The 18,363-nt window shown below is 72.2% G+C and carries 17 protein-coding genes; 8 read left to right on the plus strand and 9 right to left on the minus strand.

Features of this window, described 5'->3' with window-relative positions:
• The first annotated feature begins 59 nt into the window (after positions 1–59).
• The 3 genes from ACQE3L_RS11480 (at position 60) to ACQE3L_RS11490 (ending at position 1,448) form a co-directional block, all read left to right on the plus strand.
• Positions 60–701 carry a helix-turn-helix domain-containing protein gene (locus ACQE3L_RS11480; protein ID WP_426963940.1) on the plus strand — a complete coding sequence of 214 codons (642 nt, stop codon included), beginning with the start codon at positions 60–62 and terminating at the stop codon, positions 699–701.
• 66 nt (positions 702–767) lie between these two features.
• Positions 768–1,013 carry an AbrB/MazE/SpoVT family DNA-binding domain-containing protein gene (locus ACQE3L_RS11485; protein WP_426963941.1) on the plus strand — a complete coding sequence of 82 codons (246 nt, stop codon included), beginning with the start codon at positions 768–770 and terminating at the stop codon, positions 1,011–1,013.
• Entirely contained in the window at positions 1,014–1,448 is a 435-nt protein-coding gene (locus ACQE3L_RS11490; RefSeq protein ID WP_426963942.1) for a type II toxin-antitoxin system VapC family toxin, read from the plus strand.
• Between the two features lie 45 nt (positions 1,449–1,493).
• On the opposite strand, the gene ACQE3L_RS11495 is transcribed toward ACQE3L_RS11490, so the two are convergent.
• Together ACQE3L_RS11495 and ACQE3L_RS11500 are read right to left on the minus strand one after the other, a co-directional pair.
• Positions 1,494–2,429: a ring-cleaving dioxygenase gene (locus tag ACQE3L_RS11495; RefSeq protein ID WP_426963943.1), complete on the minus strand. Its 936-nt coding sequence runs from the start codon at positions 2,427–2,429 to the stop codon at positions 1,494–1,496.
• 92 nt (positions 2,430–2,521) lie between these two features.
• Positions 2,522–4,024: an HTTM domain-containing protein gene (locus ACQE3L_RS11500; protein ID WP_426963944.1), complete on the minus strand. Its 1,503-nt coding sequence runs from the start codon at positions 4,022–4,024 to the stop codon at positions 2,522–2,524.
• Between the two features lie 142 nt (positions 4,025–4,166).
• On the opposite strand from ACQE3L_RS11500, the gene ACQE3L_RS11505 reads away from it, so the two are divergent.
• Positions 4,167–4,334, plus strand: coding sequence for a hypothetical protein (locus tag ACQE3L_RS11505; RefSeq protein WP_426963945.1), 168 nt, complete (start codon positions 4,167–4,169; stop codon positions 4,332–4,334).
• A gap of 83 nt (positions 4,335–4,417) precedes the next feature.
• Positions 4,418–5,029 carry a (d)CMP kinase gene (gene cmk / locus ACQE3L_RS11510; RefSeq protein ID WP_426963946.1) on the plus strand — a complete coding sequence of 204 codons (612 nt, stop codon included), beginning with the start codon at positions 4,418–4,420 and terminating at the stop codon, positions 5,027–5,029.
• Positions 5,030–5,062: 33 nt separating this feature from the next.
• Here cmk and ACQE3L_RS11515 read toward each other — a convergent pair whose 3' ends face one another.
• On the minus strand, positions 5,063–6,217 hold the full coding sequence (locus ACQE3L_RS11515) for an FtsZ/tubulin family protein (RefSeq protein ID WP_426963948.1): 1,155 nt from the start codon (positions 6,215–6,217) through the stop codon (positions 5,063–5,065).
• Between the two features lie 99 nt (positions 6,218–6,316).
• Between ACQE3L_RS11515 and ACQE3L_RS11520 the strand changes: the two genes are divergently transcribed.
• The gene (locus ACQE3L_RS11520) at positions 6,317–6,976 is read left to right on the plus strand and encodes an HAD family hydrolase (protein ID WP_058366872.1); all 660 of its coding nucleotides are present in this window, start codon (positions 6,317–6,319) and stop codon (positions 6,974–6,976) included.
• A gap of 60 nt (positions 6,977–7,036) precedes the next feature.
• Here the strand turns inward: ACQE3L_RS11520 and ACQE3L_RS11525 are convergent, their stop codons facing one another.
• The 4 genes from ACQE3L_RS11525 to ACQE3L_RS11540 form a co-directional block, all read right to left on the minus strand.
• The gene (locus ACQE3L_RS11525) at positions 7,037–10,714 is read right to left on the minus strand and encodes a UvrD-helicase domain-containing protein (protein ID WP_426963949.1); all 3,678 of its coding nucleotides are present in this window, start codon (positions 10,712–10,714) and stop codon (positions 7,037–7,039) included.
• Positions 10,707–12,083, minus strand: a complete 1,377-nt coding sequence (locus tag ACQE3L_RS11530; RefSeq protein WP_426963951.1) for a hypothetical protein — start codon at positions 12,081–12,083, stop codon at positions 10,707–10,709. The genes ACQE3L_RS11525 and ACQE3L_RS11530 overlap by 8 nt, the downstream gene beginning before the upstream one ends.
• Positions 12,080–12,940, minus strand: coding sequence for a hypothetical protein (locus ACQE3L_RS11535; RefSeq protein ID WP_426963952.1), 861 nt, complete (start codon positions 12,938–12,940; stop codon positions 12,080–12,082). The genes ACQE3L_RS11530 and ACQE3L_RS11535 overlap by 4 nt, the downstream gene beginning before the upstream one ends.
• 142 nt (positions 12,941–13,082) lie before the next feature.
• Positions 13,083–14,147: a CNNM domain-containing protein gene (locus ACQE3L_RS11540; RefSeq protein ID WP_426963953.1), complete on the minus strand. Its 1,065-nt coding sequence runs from the start codon at positions 14,145–14,147 to the stop codon at positions 13,083–13,085.
• 111 nt (positions 14,148–14,258) lie between these two features.
• On the opposite strand from ACQE3L_RS11540, the gene ACQE3L_RS11545 reads away from it, so the two are divergent.
• The gene (locus ACQE3L_RS11545) at positions 14,259–15,494 is read left to right on the plus strand and encodes a DUF7544 domain-containing protein (RefSeq protein WP_426963955.1); all 1,236 of its coding nucleotides are present in this window, start codon (positions 14,259–14,261) and stop codon (positions 15,492–15,494) included.
• Here the strand turns inward: ACQE3L_RS11545 and ACQE3L_RS11550 are convergent, their stop codons facing one another.
• Complete coding sequence (locus ACQE3L_RS11550; protein WP_426963956.1) at positions 15,495–16,379, minus strand: VOC family protein; 885 nt, start codon at positions 16,377–16,379, stop codon at positions 15,495–15,497.
• A gap of 109 nt (positions 16,380–16,488) precedes the next feature.
• Here ACQE3L_RS11550 and ACQE3L_RS11555 point away from each other — a divergent pair, with 109 nt between their 5' ends.
• Positions 16,489–17,211, plus strand: coding sequence for a profilin-fold protein (locus ACQE3L_RS11555; protein ID WP_426963958.1), 723 nt, complete (start codon positions 16,489–16,491; stop codon positions 17,209–17,211).
• Between the two features lie 497 nt (positions 17,212–17,708).
• On the opposite strand, the gene ACQE3L_RS11560 is transcribed toward ACQE3L_RS11555, so the two are convergent.
• Positions 17,709–18,287: a DUF7090 family protein gene (locus ACQE3L_RS11560; protein WP_426963959.1), complete on the minus strand. Its 579-nt coding sequence runs from the start codon at positions 18,285–18,287 to the stop codon at positions 17,709–17,711.
• Positions 18,288–18,363 lie beyond the last annotated feature (76 nt).

The raw sequence follows: 18,363 nt of genomic DNA on the forward strand, positions 1-18,363 counted from the left end.
ACTTTTCGATTCGGCAGTCCATGAGCGGCTTTTATATACTCGCGGCCGAACGTGTGCCCGTGATCGACGAGTGCCTGATCGCGGAGTTCCGCGTGGAGGGCGACGACTGTCCGCTCGCGCGCGCCTCCGCGACCGCGGACGCCGCGGTGTCCGCGGAGCCGCCACAGCTCCGCTCGGACGGGAACGTCCTCCTGCAGTTCACCGCGCCCGCGGACGCCGGTATCGCCCCCGTCCTCGACGCGGACGACGACATCAGGTACCTCCACGTCGCGAACGCGGGCGACCGCGACAACTTCCGATGTCTGTCGAAACACCCCTGCGTCGTCCACGACCTCGTCGACGAGGGGTTCCTCGTCGAGTCGATGCGCTACGACCGCGGCGCGGCGACGATGACCGGCGCGGTCGTCGGCCACGACGTGTTACAGGGCGTGATGGAGCGCGCCGCGGAGACGGTGGGCGTGACGCTCCGCAAGCTCCAGCCGCTCGCGACCGAGGAGGCCGACGCTATCGGCCGCGGCTACGGGTTGACGCCCGCACAGGAGGCGGCGATCCGGACCGCCCACGAAATGGGCTACTTCGCGATTCCGAAGGCCTGCTCGGCCGCGGACGTGGCCGACGAACTGGGGATCAGCAAGTCCGCGTTTCTGGAGCGTCTGCGGCGCGGACAGGACGCGCTGTTCGAGGCGTTGCTGGCGCGGTGAGGGAGTTCGAGCGCGCCAAGTGTGTCACCACACTAGGCTTATGTCGCTCCGACGCGAAGTGAGGATATGGGCAGCGACAGCGTGGACGCCGAAAGCAAGGTGTCCGGCAACCAGGCGAACATTCCCGCCGCGATCCGGCGGGAGCTGGACATCGACGACGGCGATCACCTCCGCTGGAGCCTCTCGGACGACGGCGCCGTCCGCGTGGAGATCGTCCGCCAGCGGTCGGGAACGTTCGCCGAGTTCGACGGGTACTCGGGCGAATCGGAGACCGACGTCGTCGCAGAGCACGACGCGTGGGGCGTCGAGTGAATGCCGCGAGCGCTCGTCGACACCTCCGTACTGTACGCTGCCGCGTATCGGCGTGACCGACATCACGAGCGTGCGCTGCCGATCCTCCGCGGCATCGACAGCGGAGACCTCCCGGAGGCCGTGATCCTCGACTACGTGCTCGCGGAAACGCTGAACGGATTGACGACGAACGCCGGACACGACGCCGCGGTCGACTTTCTGGACCGACTGGAGGAGAACCGGCGGTTCCACGTCGAGTCCCTCTCGACCGAGGGATTTGCACGGGCGAAGTCGCTGTTCCGCGAGCGTCGGAAGCTCTCGTTGGTGGACGCGAGCCTCGCGGCGTACGCGGACGAACGAAAGACGACGTACCTCTACGCGTTCGACGACGACTTCGACTCCGTCGATCGGTTGTCGCGTCTGGACACGCCGACGAACCCGTACTCGCCCGACTGACTCGCCCTCCTCGGGAGCGAAACGGCGTGCGCATTCCGACGCCGATCAGGTCGACAGCGGCGGCAGCGCCGCCTCGATCTCCTCGCGGCGGTCCTCCAGCCACTCGGGCAGGACGAGTTCCTCGCCGAGCGCGTCGAGGGGTTCGTCGACCGCGTAGCCCGGGGACTTCGTGGCGAACTCGAAGAGGACGCCGCCCTGGGTCCGCGCGTACACCGACCTGAACCACTTGCGGTCGATGATCTCCGTGGGCCGAAGGCCCTGCCCCTGCAGGACCTCGCGCCATTCCGCCTGCTCGTCGTCGTCGACCTGGAACGCGACGTGATGGACCGTCCCCGCGCCGGGGCGACCCTGCGGCGCGTTCGGGTCCGTTTCGAGGTCGACGACGTAGCCGCGGTCGCCGTCCGCCTCGAAGCGCGTGCGGTGCTGGTCGGGGTCCTCGGCGGCCCGCTCGAAGCCCATCTCCTCCAGCAGGGCCGCGGTCGGGTCGACGCTCCCCAGCGCCAGCGTCACGCCGAAGAAGCCGCGGATCGCGTGCTCCTCCGGCACCGGGCTCTCGGGCAGGTTCGGCTCGGGGGCGTCCGCGCGGCCGACGAGTTCCAGCGGGAGGCCGTCGGGGTCCTCAAACGCGACGACGGGGTCGCCGAACCGCTCGAAGGTGGAGACGGCGTCGACCTCGTCGGCCGCCTCGAGCCGGTCGACCCAGAAGTCGACCGCGTCAGCCGGGATCAGGAACGCGACGGTCCGGGCCTGGCCGCTCCCGACGCGGCCGGGACGGGCGTCCTCGTAGGGGAAGAACGTCATGCTCGTGCCGGGGCTCCCCTCGTGGTCGGCGTAGAAGAGGTGATAGACGCCGACGTCGTCCTGGTTGACGCTGCGCTTGACCATGCGGAGCCCGAGCGTCTCGGTGTAGAACGCGTGGTTCCGACCGGGATCGCTCCCGATGGCGGTGACGTGGTGGATGCCGGGTGTCGGGTCGACCATATCGGGGGGACGCCCGCGGGGCGGTTAATCGTGGCGGCGGCCACCGCTCATCCAGATCGATCCGCCGGCGGGGCGGGCGGGACGGCGCCGCCTCAACACTCCCGCTCGACCACCTCGACGGCCGTCGGTTCCCCGCGCGGTTCGCCGAGAGCGACGTCGACGTAGACGAACGAGACAGTGACGCGCTCGACCGGCTCGTCGCCGGCGGCGGCCGCGCGCTCACAGAGGTACGCGCCCAGGCGCGCGTCGCGGTCGTCCGCGGGATCGGCGGGCATCGCGGCGAGGTACTTCCGCCAGCGCGCGCTCGGATACGCGCGGGCGTCGCTCGGCGTCCGGTTCCTCGCCACGGGGTCGCCGTGCAGCGCGTCGCGGGCGCCGCCGTCGGCGGTCTCCGCCGTCGCGAGCACGAGCGAGGCGGTGTTCGGCGGGTTCGGCGCGAACATGTCCCAGCGGTTCTCCGTCGGGTCCGCGGCGTCGGCCACCGGGGCCGGTGCGGCGACGAGCCCGAGCGCCATCGCGTTCCACGCCAGCAGCGACACCAGCAGGACCGCGGCGATCCCCTCCGGAAGCCGGCGGCGCACGCGTCCGGGCCCCGACCGGTCGCGGAGCGGTCCCGGAACCGCCGGGAGGCCGGCCGCGACCGCGGCGCTCCCGGCGGCGGCCGCCCCGCGGAGTCGCTCCGCCGGGCCTTCGAGGGAATGCCCGATCGCATCCCAGACGCGCGGGGGGAAGAACGGCAGCAGGGCGGCGACCGACACCAGCGGGAACACGCCGATCGCGAGCGTGAGCGCCATCGACAGGTGCGCGGCGACGAACGCGCCCGCCAGCGCCGTGCGGGCCCGGCCCGCGAACAGGAGGAGCAGCGGCGACGTCAGCACCAGGCCGAGCCACGCGTAGGTCCCGACGGTCAGGAGTCCGTCGGCCCCGGCGAGTGCGCCGCCCAGCGGCCCGTACAGGTGCTCGAGCCGGAACACCTGCGGGACAGCGGTCCCGCCCGGCCAGGCGTCGCCGCGGAGTTTGACGAGCCCGTTCGAGAGGTACAGGACGACGACGAACGTCAACAGAAGCGCCGGCGCGAACCCCGTGACGCGGTCGACCTCGGATGCGCCCCCGTCTCGGTCCCCGCTCCGCCGTCCGTCTCGCCGGGTCCGGCGGACCGCGTCGACGGACCAGCGCCGGCCGAGGGGGAGCAGGCACGCGAGCGCGAGCAGTTGCCACAGCAGCGTGTCGCCGGCGTTGAGAACGAGGGGGTTCCGCGCCTGTAGCGACGCCACGAGCACGAGCGAGAGCAGGGCGGCGGCCCGCGTGCGGTACCCGACCGCGAGCGACGCGGCGACCGCGGCCGCGAGGAGGAACAGGAGCGCGACGGCCCATCCCTCCCCGGACACCGCGTGGAGCGAGTAACGGGAGAAGACGGGGTACAGCTCCGCGAGCGTCGACCGCGGGAGCACGCCCTCGTCGGTGTAGAAGGCCGTCAGTCCCCGACTTCGCAGCGCCAGGTCGACGATCAGGACCGTCCCCAACGCGATCCGAAACGCCGCGAGTCCGCGCGCGTCCGCTCCGAGGCGCGCGCCCAGGTGCTCGCGGACGGTCATTGCTGTTACAGGGTCTCCCGCTGGCGCGGATAGGTTTTGTGGAGCGGCGGCCGGCCTTTCCTATCGGGGGTCGACGCTCGGATCAGCGGGACGCTCCGACGCCTTCGACGGACCTTTGACCGCGAGTCTCCACCCGTGGCACATGCTCGACGCACTCGCTGGATCGCTTTTGCACGTCGGTACCGAACACCCGGACGCGCTGTGGATCGCCGCCGTTGGGGTCGCGACCTTCGCCGCCGGCCTCGGGGCGGGGCTGCTCGCGCGCGGACGCCGCGACGACGCGACCACGGACGCCAAGGCTGAGAGCTAACCGGGGACGCGATTTTCCGGACGGCCCCGACTCCGGACGAAGCCCCTCATCTTTTGACGGCGTCCGTCGAAGGCGGAAACGTCATGGCGCCCTCGAACGCGGCCGACCGCCGGATCGACAGCAACCTGTTCGTCACGGTGTCGGGGCCGCCGGGTTGCGGCGCGACGACGCTCTCGGAGGCGCTCGCGGACGCAATGGACTGCGGCTGCGTCTCCGGCGGCGACATCTTCCGTGAGATCGCCGCCGACCGCGACATGAGCCTCTCCCAACTCGTCGCGAAGGCGGGCGAGACCGACGAGATCGACCGCGCGCTCGACCGACGACTCCAGACCATCGCCGAGAAATGGGGGGCCGCGAACCGGGCGTTCGTGCTCGAGTCCCGGCTGGCGGGGTGGCTGGCGGGCAACCGCGCCGACCTCCGGATCCGACTGGACGCGCCCGAGGAGGTCCGACTCCAGCGAACCGAGGACCGCGAGGAGTGGGCCGCCGAGATGCAGGTGCGCGAGGTGATCGAGAAGCAGCGCTACGAGTCCTACTACGGCATCGACCTCGACGACCAGTCCTTCTACGACCTGACGATAAACACCGGGCGCTGGACGCCGGAGTCGACCGTGGAGGTCGTCCTGACGGCCATCGAGCAGTACGAACCGGAGCTCGACGAGGGCGCCTTTCCGACCCCGGACCTGGACGTCTGAGCCGGCCGCCGGGGATCTCTCGCGGCCCCGCTCTCAATCCCCCGACGCGCCGCGTATCTCTCGCAGTCGCTCGGTCGGGTCGACGCCGGCCCGGAGGACGACCGCGTAGACCGCCTCGGCATCGGGGTCCGGCGCGTCACCGCTCAGGATGGCGTCGGAGCCGGTCTCCTCCGCGAGCCAGCGGCGCCCCTCCGCGATGGCCTCGCGGTTGAGCCACGCGGGCGGCCCGCCGATCAGGAGCAGCGTCCGGTCGGCGCCGCCCTCGACGGTGCCGAGCGTCCCCTTTCCGCGAGCCGCCTTTCTGATCACGGTCTCGATCGCGCTGACCGCCTCGCTGGTGTCGACGTCCGCGGGTTCGGACGCGGAGAACAGTCCGAGCCCGAACCGCGAGCCGCCGTCCGGCGTCTCGACCTCCTGTTCGGCGTAGCCGATGTCCGCAACGTCGGAGCGGTCGCCGAGCGCCCGGTTTACGTCGCTGGCGTCGACCACCTGCTGCGGGACCGACCCGCCCTCACCGCCCGCCGCGTCGCCGGCGCCGAAGACGGCCGCGATCCGGTCGGCGGCCGCGGCGTTGAGCCGCCCGCGCGCCTCGGCGAGCGTCTCGTCGCGGCGGAGCCACGCGTCGTTGTCGAACCCGATGATCGCGTTCGCGAGGCCGTCAAGCCCGTCGAGCGTGCGGGCGGCGTTCGCGACCGCGAGCGGGCGGTCGGCGGTCCGCTCGCCGTCCGCGTCCGCCCGGCGGCCCCCGGCCTGCTCCGCGAACGACTCCGCCTCGGGGTCCGCCGGCAGAACTCCGAAGACGTAGACGGGGACGTCGTGAAGTCGTCGGAGGTTGCGGACCAGCTCCGGCGCGGCGCCGGCTCCGGTGCCGCCACCGAGCCCGACCACGACCAGAAACGCCTCCGCGCGGGAGGGCGTCGCGGCGTCGAGCGCGCGGCTCAGCTCGTCGACGTGCTCCGCGCCCAGGTCGAGCCCGCGCCGGAGGTCGCCGTCGAGCCCCTCGCCGCCGGTCCGGTCGCCGAACCGATGTCGGTGCTCGTCGGGCACCGCGTCGAGCGCGTCGAGCGCGCCGGCGTCGGTGTCGAACGCGACGGTCGCGTCCAGGAACGGCTCGTCGCCGTGGTCGGCCGCGAGCCGGTCGACGATCCGACCGCCGGCGCCGCCGAGGCCGAGTGCGTGCAGGCGCATGGTCGCCGTGTCGCGGACCGGAGGCATATCCCTTCCGCCGTCCGCGCGCGGTCCCCGTCGGGCTGAAACACTTATCAGTGTGACCACCCTCGGGACGGTATGAGCTACGATACCGTCGTGTTCGACAACGACGGTGTCCTTGTCGGCCGCACGAGCTTCGACGTCCTGCAGGAGGGCGTCCGGGAGACCTTCTCCCGGCTCGGCGTGGACGATCCGGACCCCGAACATGTCGAACGACTGACTGTTGGCGCCACGCCCGACGTGGTTGTGAGCCTCTGTAACCTGTACGACCTCGAACCGGACACCTTCTGGGAGACGCGCGACACGACGCTCGCGGAGGCCCAGCAGGAGGAGGCCCGCGCCGGTCGCAAGACCCCCTACTGGGACATCGACACGCTGGCGGATCTGGACGTGGAGATGGGCATCGTCAGCTCGAACCAGCAGGAGACCGTCGACTTCCTCGTCGACCACTTCTCCGTGTTCGAGCCGTTCGGCGCGGCCTACGGCCGCGAGGCGACCATCGAGAGCCTGAACCTGCGCAAGCCGAACCCCCACTACCTCAAGCGCGCGCTGGAGGACCTCAACGGGGAGAACGCGCTGTTCGTCGGCGACAACGAGTCGGACATCCGCGCCGCCGAGCGCGCGGGCGTCGACTCCGCGTTCATCCGGCGTCCCCACCGCACGGACTGGGAGCTGAACGTCTGGCCCACCTGGGAGATCGACACGCTGGAGGACCTCCACGACATCTGCAGGGCCTGATCGGTCCGGATTCGGGACGCCTGTTCGCTCCCCGCGACCTGCAAGCCGGCGCGCCACCGATCAGTCGAGGAACGACCGGAGCATCGTCGACACGGCGTTGGTGCTGAGCCGCCACGGCGTCGTCTCGGCGCGCACGCCGAACGTCGAGAGCCACGCGTCCACGGCCGGCTCCTCGCCGACCTGCCGCCGCAGCGCCCAGACGTACGTCGCGAGCTGGAGCTGGTAGCGCGGCTCGGCGGCGTCGTCCTCGGACAGCGCCACCTTCACGTCCTCGACGACCCAGCGCCCGTCGGGCATCTCCAACAGGAAATCCGCCGTCCCCGGTACCTCGACCTCGACGCCGTCGACGCGGATCACTCCTTCCAGCGGCTCCTCCGCGTAGACGGTCTCCGCGCGGCGGAGCCGGTCCGCGAGCGCGGACGCCGCGAACTGGGGGAGCACCGTCTCCGCCACGAACGACCGGATCGCCGCCCGCTCGTCGGGGTCGGCGGCCCCCGCACCGCGGCGCACGCGCTCGCGGACGATCGACGCGACGTCCTCGCTCGCGGGATCGACCGCACCGTCGGCGGCTCCCCCGCCGTCGGAACCACCTGCAGCACCCTCATCGCCCGCGAGCGCGTTCTCCGCGACGGCCGCGACCACCGAGTGTGCGATCCGGCCGACGGCGTCCGGACCGACGGCGTCGAACGGCAGGTCCAGCGCCGGCGACACCTCGTCGGTGTCCGTGTGCAGCGCACGACCCATGAGGTGGTCGACGACGTGCGCCGCCGGGTTCTCCTTCAGCGGGTAGAAGGTGCTCGGACGGACGAACCGCGGGATCCACGGGAGGTACTCCGGTGACGCTGGCGGTGCGGCGGGCGGCACGCGGTCCGGGCGAGTCGTCCGGATACGGTCGACCATTCGGACGTCGTTGACCGCCACCGAGAACTCGCCGACCCGTCCGTCCGGGTACGTGAACGACGCGCTGTGTGTCGTCCGTGGCGCCCCGCGGCCCATCTCCATCGCCTCGTGAAGCGCCGCGACCCAGGAGTTCGGGGACCCTTCGTAGTCGGCCTTCGGCAGCGGCAGGACCAGGTGCTCCTGCGCGCGAGTGAGCGCGACGAACAGCAGACGCCACGACTCCGCGCGGCGCTCGGCGGCCGCCGCACGCAGGGGTTCGTGGCCCACGAGCTCCGTGACGTCCCCGCCGATCGGTGCGTGGAGCTCGACCGTCCACCGCAGCCCGGCGTCGCGGTCCGTCCGTTCCGGGGCCGGATCGTAGAGCCCGCCGTCGAACCCCGGGACCGGCGGGAGCGAGGGGGACTCATCGCCGCCGTCTCCGCCGTCTCCGCTGTCTCCGCCGTCTTCGACCGCAGCCGACTCCTCGACCTCGAGCGCGTTCACCGGCGGTGCCAGTCCGACGCCCTCGCCGTCGGTGACGAACCGGTCGGCGTCGGACGGGCGCCCGCCGACCGAGCCGACGGGGTCCGCCAGCACGACCACCTCGTCCTGGTCGCCTTTCATCCCGTGGATGGTCTTCAACACCACGTCCACGTCGTCGTCGACGAGGGAGCGGTCCGGCCCCAGCGACGGGTCGGCGAGGAACGGGTCGAGCAGCTCCGCCAACTCCGCGAGACCGTACGCGTCCTCGCCCTCCCACTCCTTGACCGCGGCGACGAGGGCGTCGAGGTTGGCCAGCCGCTGCCGGCGCGAGGGGTCCGGGTCGATCCCCAGCGGGTCCGTCTCGAAGCCGACGGCCTCCACCGTCTCCCTGAGGACCGCCGTCGCGGGGCGCGAGCGGAGCCGCGCCTCGTCGGCGGCGAGGTCGGCGAGTGCCCGGACTACGCGCCGCCGCCCGGCCGCGAACCGGTCCGCCTCGGTCTCGGCGACCGCCGGGAGCGACCAGTCGTGGCTCCGGAACGTGGCCGCGACCGCGTCGAGGCCGTAGGTCCCGTCCGCGAGCGGCGACTCGGTCACCAGCCGGCGCGTGCGCTCCGGGTCGGTCGGGTCCGCGAGCCACCGCAGCACCGCCACGGTCGCCCGGACGGACTCGGTGGCGAACAGGGGGACCCGGGCGTTCCCGACCGTGAACCCGCGGGCCTCCAACGCCTCCCGGTACGGCTCCATGTTCGCCTTCGACCGGAACAGCGCCGTCACGCTCGGCAGGTCGTTCTCCCCTCGCTCGTCCCCGCCATCGCCTCCAGCAGCGCCGTCGACGAAACACCCGTCCGCGACGCCACCGGCGAGGAGGTTCGCCACCGCGTCGGCGGCACCCGGAGCGCGGCCGGTCCCGGCGACCCAGCCCGCGGACCCCGGCGTCCCGCCGTTCGGGACCGTGGCGACGTGAACGGGTGCGCGCTCGGTCGGCGGACGTGTCGCCTCCAGCGGCGGGTAGGACACCTCGAGCGTCCCGGCGTCGCCCCGCGTCGGGTCGGGGAGCGTCGACGTCGCGACGGCGTTGATCGCGTGGACCAGACCGGGGCGGGAGCGGTAGTTCCGCGTCGCCGTGCCGGTGACCGGGTCGGGCCAGTCGATCCCGAAGTACCGCCCCTCCCGGACGGCGCGCTCGAACAGGGCCGGCCGCGCGTCCCGCCAGACGTAGACGCACTGCTTGAGGTCGCCCACCAGCAGGACGCGCATCTCGTCGGTGACGAGCGCCGACAGCGCCGCGTGCTGGACCGTCGACACGTCCTGCGCCTCGTCCACGATGACGCTCCCGACCTCCTCGTGGAACCGGTCCCGGATCCGCTCACGGCGGGCTGCACGGGCGTCTCCCTCGTCGGACGTGGCCCCGTCGCTCCCCCCGCCGCCGACCTCCCCGGCGAAGTACGCCGCGACCAGGTGCGCGCAGTCGATGTGCGCGATCACGCCGCGCTCTCGCGTCAGCTCGTCGTACCGGTCGCGGTAGGCCGCCAACAGGGTACAGAAATCGTCCACGGCCGCGCGCCACGCGTCGTGGAGTCGCCGGTCGGCCGCCAGCAGGGCCGCCCGGTCGTCGGGATCGAGCCCGTCGACGCGCTCGGCCGTTTCGCGGCCGCGACACCGGGCGATTCCCTCGCGGAGGCAGTCGGCCGTTCCCGGGTCGCCGCCGTCGTACACGTCCGCGACGGTCGCGCGGAGCTCCCGGTGGAACGCTCCCACCGAGAGCCGGCGCTGGCGGCACGTTCGGAGCGCGTTCCGCAGCAGCGTCCGCAGTCCGTCAACGTGCGCGCCGCCCTCCGGATAGGCGGCCTCCAGCCGCGCGACGCGGTCGGCGTGGTCGGAGGTCGAAGCGAGCGTCGCGTAGCAGTCCTCGTGGAGCCGCGCGAGCAGCGCCTCGTTGCCGACGGCGGGCATCTCCGCGAATCCGATCTCGGTGGCGAACGCCTCGAGGACGGACCGGAGCACGCTGTCGACGGTCCCGACCGTCGCGACGCCCCGGAGCCGCCGCTCGAGTTCGCGGACGTCCGCGGCCGTCACGTCCCCGTCGCCCGGGACCTCGTCCCGGTCGTACAGCTCCCACAGCCAGTCGACGACGTCGGGGACGATGTCCGCCGCGTCCTCCCTCGAGAAGGAGGTGACGAGCAGCCGCCGCTCCGGGACCGGATCGCCCGCGAGCAGCCGCTCGTACAGACACAGCGCCGCCGCCTTCCCCGTGGCCGTCGACTTGCCCGCGCCGGGATGGCTGTCCATCGTGAACAGCCCGGCGTCGGCGTCGCGAAACGCCTCGACGACGGCGCGCTGCGTCTCGTCGAGTTCCGGGAGGGACCGATCAGGCATCCGAACCGCCCTCCTCGGGGGCTGCCGTCCGATCGACCATCGCCACGATGGGTTCGGGGAGCTCCCGGTCGGGACCGACCAGTCGGTCGAGGGCGTCACGGCCGACCGGCGTCCCGTCGACTGCCTGGACGTACGGCGACGGTCGGACGTCGATCCCGTCCGCGTCGGCGGCGAAGCGCGTGCAGACGAGACCCTCGCTCGCCGCCGCGACCGTGTCGGCGAACTGGTCGAGTTCGCCGGCCTCGGTCCAGCCCGCCCGCGGCCGAAGCGCGGCGCCGGGTCCGTCGGTCGTCCCCAGCAGCCGCCGAAGCGCGGCGGGGAACGCGCTCTCCGGGGGTCGCGGCCACTCCCCGTCGACGAGCCCCGCAGCGACGACGTACGGGAGGTCCAGCCCCCACACGTCGTTCGCCTCCATCACGTCCACCGACCGGGCGGTCGCGTACTCGCGCCGGCCGGGGACCGTCGTCGCGATGGCGTCGAGCAGGTCCGCGACCGTCGCCCACGACCGCGGGGCGTAGCCGTCCGCGATCCAGTCCCCGTACTTGTCCGCGAGTTCGCCGGTCAGCTCGCCCATCCGGTCGAGCGCTCGCGCGGTCCGCGCCGTACCGGTCAGCGTGGCGTCGTCGGCGTCGCGGCGCGCCGGCATGACCCGGGTCCGGTAGGCCTCGAAGACGGGCGAGAGGAGCGCGTCGAGGTCGTGCGGGCCGGGAGTCGCGGACGCCGGTTCGACCCACGCCGCGTAGCGCTCGAGCGCGTCCGCGAGCCCCGCGAGCTCCTGGGGGGACGACCCGGGGGCGTCAGCCTCCGGCGTCCCATCCGCGTCAGGCCCACTCGCGTCCGTCCCGTCGGCGATCCGTCGGACTTCGTCGGACCAGCCGGCGACCGGGTGCTTCGCCTCGCCGGTTCGCCGCGCGAGCGCGCCGAGCGCGGCGGAGTCGACGGGGAACGGGTCGGACAGCCCCGAGTTCGCCTCGTCGGCCGGCGGGACCCACTCGAACCGGAGCGGGGCCAGCAGCGCATCGGCCCCGACCGCGCCGCCGGTTCGCTCCCGCTCGGCCAGCAGCGAGACGACCGCCCGGGTCAGCCGGTAGGGGATCGTGCGCTTCAGTCGGAGCTGTGTCCAGACGGAGAGCGTCACCTCGTAGCGTCGCGCCGCCCGCCGGAGCGGCGCCTCGTAGGCGTCCACGTCCCGGACGACGACGGTCACGTCGGACGGCGAGACGCCGGCCGAGACCAGCCCGTCGACGCAGGCGACGACCGCGCGCGCCTCGGCCGCTCGCGTCCGCGCGACGAGCGTCGCGACCGGCGCGTCGGCGAGCGCGTCGAGGCCGTCCTCGCCTCCCGCCGGGGACGTACCGGGACCGGTCACTCTCGGACCCCCTCGGGATCGAACCGCTCCCCTGCGGCGGCCAGCTGGTCCCCGATCTGCGGGCCCGTCCCGTGTCTGAGATAGAGGTGCACGTCGATCGACGTCTCGCCGCCGAGGACGAACAGGAAGTCCTCCAGCGACGCCGTGAGCGTGCTGACGCCGGCGACCGAGAGCGTGTCGGCGTCGGGATACGCGGCCTCGATCGCCTCCGGGGCCGCGGCGGCCGTCGCGGTCGCGACGCGAAGCAGCGCCGCGTCAGAGACGGCCACCGGGCTCCTGTCGTCGAGCTCCCGCTGGAGCGCGAGGAGCCCGCCCACGAGGTCCCGCGCGTCGGCCCGCGCGGTGCCGTCGAGGGCGTCGATCGCCGCCTCCAGGGCGTCGAGTCGGCCGGGGTGGAACGCCGTCACCATCTCCAGGCCGACCCGGGCGCGCTCGATCCGCTCCGCGTGGTCCTCGACCGGCGTCCCCACCGTGCGACCGAGCGGCCCCGCCACGCCGGAGGAGCCGCCGCGCAGCACGCGCCGCGTCAGCGCGAGCCGGTCGAGCCGGTCGAGCGACTCCGTCTCCGGGCGCTCGTCCGGCCCCGCCTCGATCGCCGTCGCCGCCTCGTTCACGCGCCGGGCCACGTCGACCAGTCGCAGGAACTCGAACCCGCTTCGCGGCTCCCCGTCCTCGCGGAGCCGTCGCTGGACGTTGCGGCGGTGGAGCCGAACCGGCGTGACGACGAGGTGCCGGGGGCTCCGCGCGCGGTCGGCCTCGCGACGGATGGCGTCCGCCTCGCCCACGTGGACGGTGAACGGGAGGGCCGTGTCCGCCGCGTCGTCGCGAGCGGCCGGTGTTGTGTGTCTGTCTGTCACGGTGTCGGTCCATGACGGACGGCCGTCGTCCGTCGGTTCGTGACGCCGTTGGGCGGCATCAGGTAAAAGGGCTCGCGGAGCGCGGCGAAGGTGGTCGGCGCCCGGGGAGGCCGGCGATCCGCGCCTCGTCCGCGACCCGCCCTCACTCGCCGCTTCGGCGGTCCAGGGGATCCTCCAACTGGCCCATGACGGTCTCGAGCGCGTCGGTCGCGGTGAGGAGGCCGACGACCGCATCGTCCCGAGTCACGAGCGCCAGCTCCTGGTCAGCCGCCTGAAACCGGTCGAAGGCGTCGCTCACGTTCGTCTCCGCCGCGATCGTCATCGGCGGCGCCGCGATCTCGGAGAAGGAGAGCCGCCCGTCCCGCAGCGCCTCGAAGTGGTCGATGATCGACGGCGCGTAGACGATCCCGTGGAAATCGGTGAGCTCCGCCCCCACGAGCGGGAATCGGGTGTGTGGCGTGTCCCGGATCCGCTCGAGGTTCTGCGCCACCGAGGCGGTCGTCGTGAGGGCGACGATCTCGTCCGCCGGAACCATGACCTCCTCGACCGCGAGCGTGTCGACGTCGAGCGCGCTGAGTACCTCGTCGCGGCGCTCCTCGGGGATTTCGCCCTCCTCCAACAGCGAGTGGACCCGGTTCCGGAGCTGTGCACGCGACTCGAGGACGTCCTCCTCCGTCTCGAGCCACGCGCCCGTCATCTCGACGCCGAACAGGTTGAGCGTCCCCTTCGCGACCCAGTCGCCGAGCGTGATCAGCGGCGAGATCAGCCAGTTGAACCAGTAGAGCGGGCGGGCCCCGTACCGACACACCTGCCGCGATCGCTCGACCCCGAGGTAGGTCGGGGTCTGCTCGCCGTGCGTGAGGTGGAGGAGGTTGATGATGCCGAACGCGATCAGCGCCCCTGCACCGACGGACGCGAGCGGGGTATCCGCGAAGTAGGGCTCGAACAGCGCGGCCAGCGCCGGCTCGGCGACGATCCCCACCGCGATGCTGGAGGCCGTGATCCCGACCTGACACGTCGTCAGGTAGATCTCGAGATCGTTCGTCATCTCCCACGCCCGTTCGAGCGCCCGGCTGTCGTCCACGAACTCCGACTCCGTGAACTGCCGGGCGCGGGTCAGCGCGAACTCGATCGCGACGAAGAACCCGTTCGTCAGGATCAACAGGAGTCCCGCGACCAGTCGGACCGTCAACTCGATCGGGGTCATCACGCCACGCTATCGCGCCGCAGGTGAAGAAGCTGCGGGCCGGTTCCCGGCGGGCCACCGGCCGCGGGTCGTGGACCAACGTATTTACGCCCGCCCGCAGAAGCCGACCCCATGAGTTGGTCCGCGCTCGACGCCCTCTCCGATTCGGTCGACGCATCGAAGCGCCTGCTGTTGCCCTTCGACCTCCGCCGGTGGCTCACGCTCGCGGTCATCGTTTTCTTCGTCTCCGGCGTCTCGGGGCCGTCGGGACTCAACCTCAACGCCGGCGGCAGCACCTCCGATCCCGGCGGCGGAGGAACCGGAATCCCCGGAACGGGGCAGATCCCCACGGACGCCGCTCCGGGAGCGTTCGATCCCGGACTCGGGCTGGTCCTGCTCGTCGTCGGCCTCGTGCTGGCGGTCGGGATCGCGTTCGCGTTCGTCGGCGCCGTGATGCAGTTCGTCTTCGTCGAGGCGGCCCGGACCGAGGAGCCGCGCGTGCGGGGCGTCTTCGGTGACTACCTCCGGGAAGGCCTCCAGTTGTTCCTCCTCCGGCTGGCGGTGTGGCTCCTCGCGGTCGGTTCGCTGGTCGCCGCGGTCGCGCTGGTTGCGGTCTCGTTCGGCGCGTTCCTGTTGGTCCTGCTGCTGGCGTCCCCCGTGCTGTTGCTGCTGGCGCTTCTCACGTGGCTGTTCCTGCTGTTCACGACTGACTTCGTCGTCCCGATCATGGTCGCGGACGACGTCGGGATCCTCGCCGGCTGGCGGCGGTTCTGGGGCGAGCTCCGGGCCGAGTGGCGCGAGTACGCGGTGTACGCGCTCGCTCGCGTCGTGGTGTCGATCGGCGCGGGGATCGTCGCCGGGATGGGCGCCGCGCTCGTGGGCATCGTACTCGCGATCCCGTTCGTCATCGTCGGGATCGTCGGGTATCTGGCGTTCCAGGTCGTCGGACTGACCCTCGTCGGACTGGCGGTCGCCGCGGTCGTGGCCGCGGGCTTCGTCGCGGCGTTCCTCGTCGCGTCGACGACGCTCGTGCAGGTGCCCGTCGCGACCTACCTGCGGTACTACAGCCTGCTCGTGCTCGGCGACGTGTCGCCGCAGTTCGACCTGATCCCCGAGATCCGCGCGGACGTCGTCGATGCCGACGAGGGCGAGGCGGCCGCCGAAAACGGGAACGGCGGCAACGACGCCGAGAGCGAGAACGACCGCGCCGACGAGAACGAAAACGACCGCGCCGACGAGAACGAAAACGACCGCGCCGAGAAGAGTGAGAACGACCGCGCCGACGAGGGTGAGTTCGGTAGCAACGCCGGGAGTGAAACCGGTGGCGACGACGGGGAAGAGAACGACCGCGACGACGGCCGCCCCTGATCAGTCCTCGACGACGATCCGAACGCGGATCCCGTCGGGGTCCGTGACTGCGAGCGCCCCGTCCGCGGGACCGTCCTCGATGTCGATGCCCGCGGTGTCTGCGAGGCGCTCGGCGACCGCCTCCAGCGCCACCGCGTCCGGGACCGCTATCTCGTACGCCACGAGGCCGCGGCCGTCCTCGCGCTTGGGCTCGCGGCGCCCCTGCCACGTGTTGAGTCCGAGGTGGTGGTGGTAGTCGCCGGCCGCGAGAAACGCCGCCTCGTCGCCGTGCTCGTGCGTCACGCCGAACCCGATCCCGTCCCGGTAGAACCCGACGGCGGCGTCGAGGTCGGTCACCTCGAGGTGGACGTGACCGAGTTTCGTCTCCGGTGGGACGGACTCCTCGGAGGCCGCCGCGTTCCGGTCGGTGTGCGCCGCTCGGACCGCGTCGAGGTCCAGCGGGAGCGTGTCGATGCCGACCCGGCCGTCGGAGCGCGGCCACGTCTCCGGCGGCGTGTCGCGGTATATCTCGACGCCGTTCCCTTCCGGGTCGCGGAGGTACAGCGCCTCGCTCACCACGTGGTCGGACGCGCCCGAGAGCTCCCAGGTCCCCTCGATCCGCTCCAGCGCCGCGCCGAGTGCGGCCCGCGAGGGGAGGAGGAACGCGAGGTGGAACAGCCCCGCCTCCCCGCGGCCGCGTGCCGGCGCGTCGGGCGCCGCTCGGAGGTCGAGCAGGCGTCGCTCCGGGGTCCCGAGCGTCGCGTCCGTCTCCGTGCGGTCGCGGACGGTCAACCCCACGACGTCGCGGTAGAAGTCGACGGTCGCGCCGAGGTCGGAAACGCGGAGTTCGGCTCGAGCGACCCCGGTCTCGGACGGTAGCGACGACTCGGTCGGATCGGCGTTCATGGGTCATCTTCGCGGTCGGGCGTGAAAACCGCCGCGGCGCCGGCAGTCGTCGCGGGGTGGGCGGAACGCGGTCCGGGAGGCTTACCTCCGGGCGGCCCCTCGCTCGACCATGACCGAGTTCGCGGATCTGGACGTGCGCGACGTCGACGCGGTCGCGGCCGACCGCGACGCGCTCGTCGACCACGTGCGCGAGCACGCCGGCCGGGTCGCCTACGAGCTGGCGAAACTGGAGGGCGGCGACTACGGGCGGCGGACGTTCGACACCGACGCCGGCGCGTGGACGGTGAAGTACGAGGCCGGCGAGCTGGAGTTCCTGCTGTTCGAGCCGAAGCGCGGCAGCGACACCTACGTCGTCTCGACGAAACAGCCGCCCGAGCCCGACGACCTGGCGACCGCGCTCGCGGACTACCCGGCGTTCGTCGCGGCGTTCAACGACCACGTCGACTCGCTCGACGGCGTCCTCGACGACGTCTCCGCCGACTTTCCGGCGCCGGCGTCGACCGACGACGTGGTCGCCCAGCGCGACCGCGTGCTCGACGCCGTCGCGGACGCCTGCGACCGGATGGCCGGCGAGCTCCACCGCTACGAGGGGACCGACTGGGGCACCTTCACCGAACGCGTCGAGGGCGTGCGCTGGGAGCTGAAGTGGGAGCGCGACGGCGCCTCCTACCTCCGCGCCGGCGGCGAGAACGGTGTCTACCTCCTGTCGCAGTACGAACCACCCTCCGCCGCGGACGTCCGCGAGTACGCGCCCGCGTTCCGCGCGTTCGTCGAGGCGTACAACGACCACGTTCGCGATCTGGAACTGGATCTGCGCGAGATCGAACTATAGACGGCGCGCGATGGATGTGGTGAATCGGGGTTGATTGAGATCGATCCTGAGTAGAGTACGGTAGTTGTTCTGTTTTTCTGTCAGATTATGCTTCCGTAACTGCTGTTGAGCCTGCTGCTCTAGACAGCAACGTCTAGAAAGCCCCAGCCGGCTCGACCGGCCGCGTCTCGCTGCGCTCCTCGCTCTCAGCACCGCCCGCTGCGGTGCTTATCTGGCAAGACGGTCCGGGCTGCCTGCAGTAGCGGGCTGCCGGGCTGCGACTTGCTGACTCTCGCTCGGCAGGCTCGCGAGAGCGTCGTCGGGGCCGGATCGAGCCGACTGCCCCTTTCAGTCCCACCCACCGCAACCGCACCGCAGGCCTCGTACCTCCCCAGCCTCGGCGGCGGCGCGGCCGCGGAACCGCACCGCACAGCAGGCGGCCGCGCCGCCGCCTCCCTCGCGCGCGTTGCTCACGCGCGCCGACCGCAACGTTCTGGAGGGCTGTTCGCCGCCTGCTCTCAGAAGTCGACGCTCACGGAGCCGTCCTCGCCGAGGTCGACGACGCCGCCGAACAGCCCCCGGAAGCGGTCGATCGTCGCCTCGTCGTGGACCTCCTTCGAGAGGTGGAACACGCCGACTGCGTCGTGGTCGGCGAGCAGGTCGACCATCGCCGCGGCGGCCTCGTAGGTCTCGTCCTCGTCGGCGTAGTAGGCCATCTCCGTGAGCGAGTCGACGGAGACGCGGCGTTTGCCCTCCGTGTCGGCGAGGAAGCGCTCGACGCGCTCGACGACGCCGTCGAGATCCTCCGGCGCGGCGACGTAGTGGACGTTCTCCGCGGAGCGGCGCGAGTAGCCCCGCTCGACGGAGAGGGTGTCGAGGATGGTCGCCTTCGACTCGTCCACGTCGTAGTAGTCCAACTTCTGCTCGACCTCGCGGGCGGTCGTCCGCGTGGACACCACGAGGAAGGCGTCCGTGTCGACCTTCAGAAAGTCCGTATCGATCCGGTCGGTCTCGCCGATGCTGGGATGTAACAGAAGGATCCCCGTCCCGCCCGGGATCGTCTCGGGTGCGCCGTCGATGGCGAGCGCGTACTCCATACACGCCCGGATCCGCCGGACGGACTTAAGTCCCGAGGCCACCCCGGAGCGCGGTCGACGGCGAGGTTCGCGGCGC

The sequence above is a fragment of the Haloparvum alkalitolerans genome (assembly GCF_050122995.1).
GTDB classification, from domain to species: domain Archaea; phylum Halobacteriota; class Halobacteria; order Halobacteriales; family Haloferacaceae; genus Haloparvum; species Haloparvum alkalitolerans.

Excerpts from the sequence above, each read along its gene's own strand:
- ACQE3L_RS11490 (WP_426963942.1), top strand. The coding sequence starts at position 1,014 with ATGCCGCGAGCGCTCGTCGACACCTCCGTACTGTACGCTGCCGCGTAT.
- ACQE3L_RS11550 (WP_426963956.1), bottom strand. The coding sequence starts at position 16,379 with ATGAACGCCGATCCGACCGAGTCGTCGCTACCGTCCGAGACCGGGGTC.
- ACQE3L_RS11520 (WP_058366872.1), top strand. The coding sequence starts at position 6,317 with ATGAGCTACGATACCGTCGTGTTCGACAACGACGGTGTCCTTGTCGGC.
- ACQE3L_RS11495 (WP_426963943.1), bottom strand. The coding sequence starts at position 2,429 with ATGGTCGACCCGACACCCGGCATCCACCACGTCACCGCCATCGGGAGC.
- ACQE3L_RS11545 (WP_426963955.1), top strand. The coding sequence starts at position 14,259 with ATGAGTTGGTCCGCGCTCGACGCCCTCTCCGATTCGGTCGACGCATCG.
- ACQE3L_RS11555 (WP_426963958.1), top strand. The coding sequence starts at position 16,489 with ATGACCGAGTTCGCGGATCTGGACGTGCGCGACGTCGACGCGGTCGCG.
- ACQE3L_RS11505 (WP_426963945.1), top strand. The coding sequence starts at position 4,167 with ATGCTCGACGCACTCGCTGGATCGCTTTTGCACGTCGGTACCGAACAC.
- ACQE3L_RS11525 (WP_426963949.1), bottom strand. The coding sequence starts at position 10,714 with ATGCCTGATCGGTCCCTCCCGGAACTCGACGAGACGCAGCGCGCCGTC.
- cmk (WP_426963946.1), top strand. The coding sequence starts at position 4,418 with ATGGCGCCCTCGAACGCGGCCGACCGCCGGATCGACAGCAACCTGTTC.
- ACQE3L_RS11500 (WP_426963944.1), bottom strand. The coding sequence starts at position 4,024 with ATGACCGTCCGCGAGCACCTGGGCGCGCGCCTCGGAGCGGACGCGCGC.
- ACQE3L_RS11515 (WP_426963948.1), bottom strand. The coding sequence starts at position 6,217 with ATGCGCCTGCACGCACTCGGCCTCGGCGGCGCCGGCGGTCGGATCGTC.
- ACQE3L_RS11485 (WP_426963941.1), top strand. The coding sequence starts at position 768 with ATGGGCAGCGACAGCGTGGACGCCGAAAGCAAGGTGTCCGGCAACCAG.
- ACQE3L_RS11560 (WP_426963959.1), bottom strand. The coding sequence starts at position 18,287 with ATGGAGTACGCGCTCGCCATCGACGGCGCACCCGAGACGATCCCGGGC.
- ACQE3L_RS11540 (WP_426963953.1), bottom strand. The coding sequence starts at position 14,147 with ATGACCCCGATCGAGTTGACGGTCCGACTGGTCGCGGGACTCCTGTTG.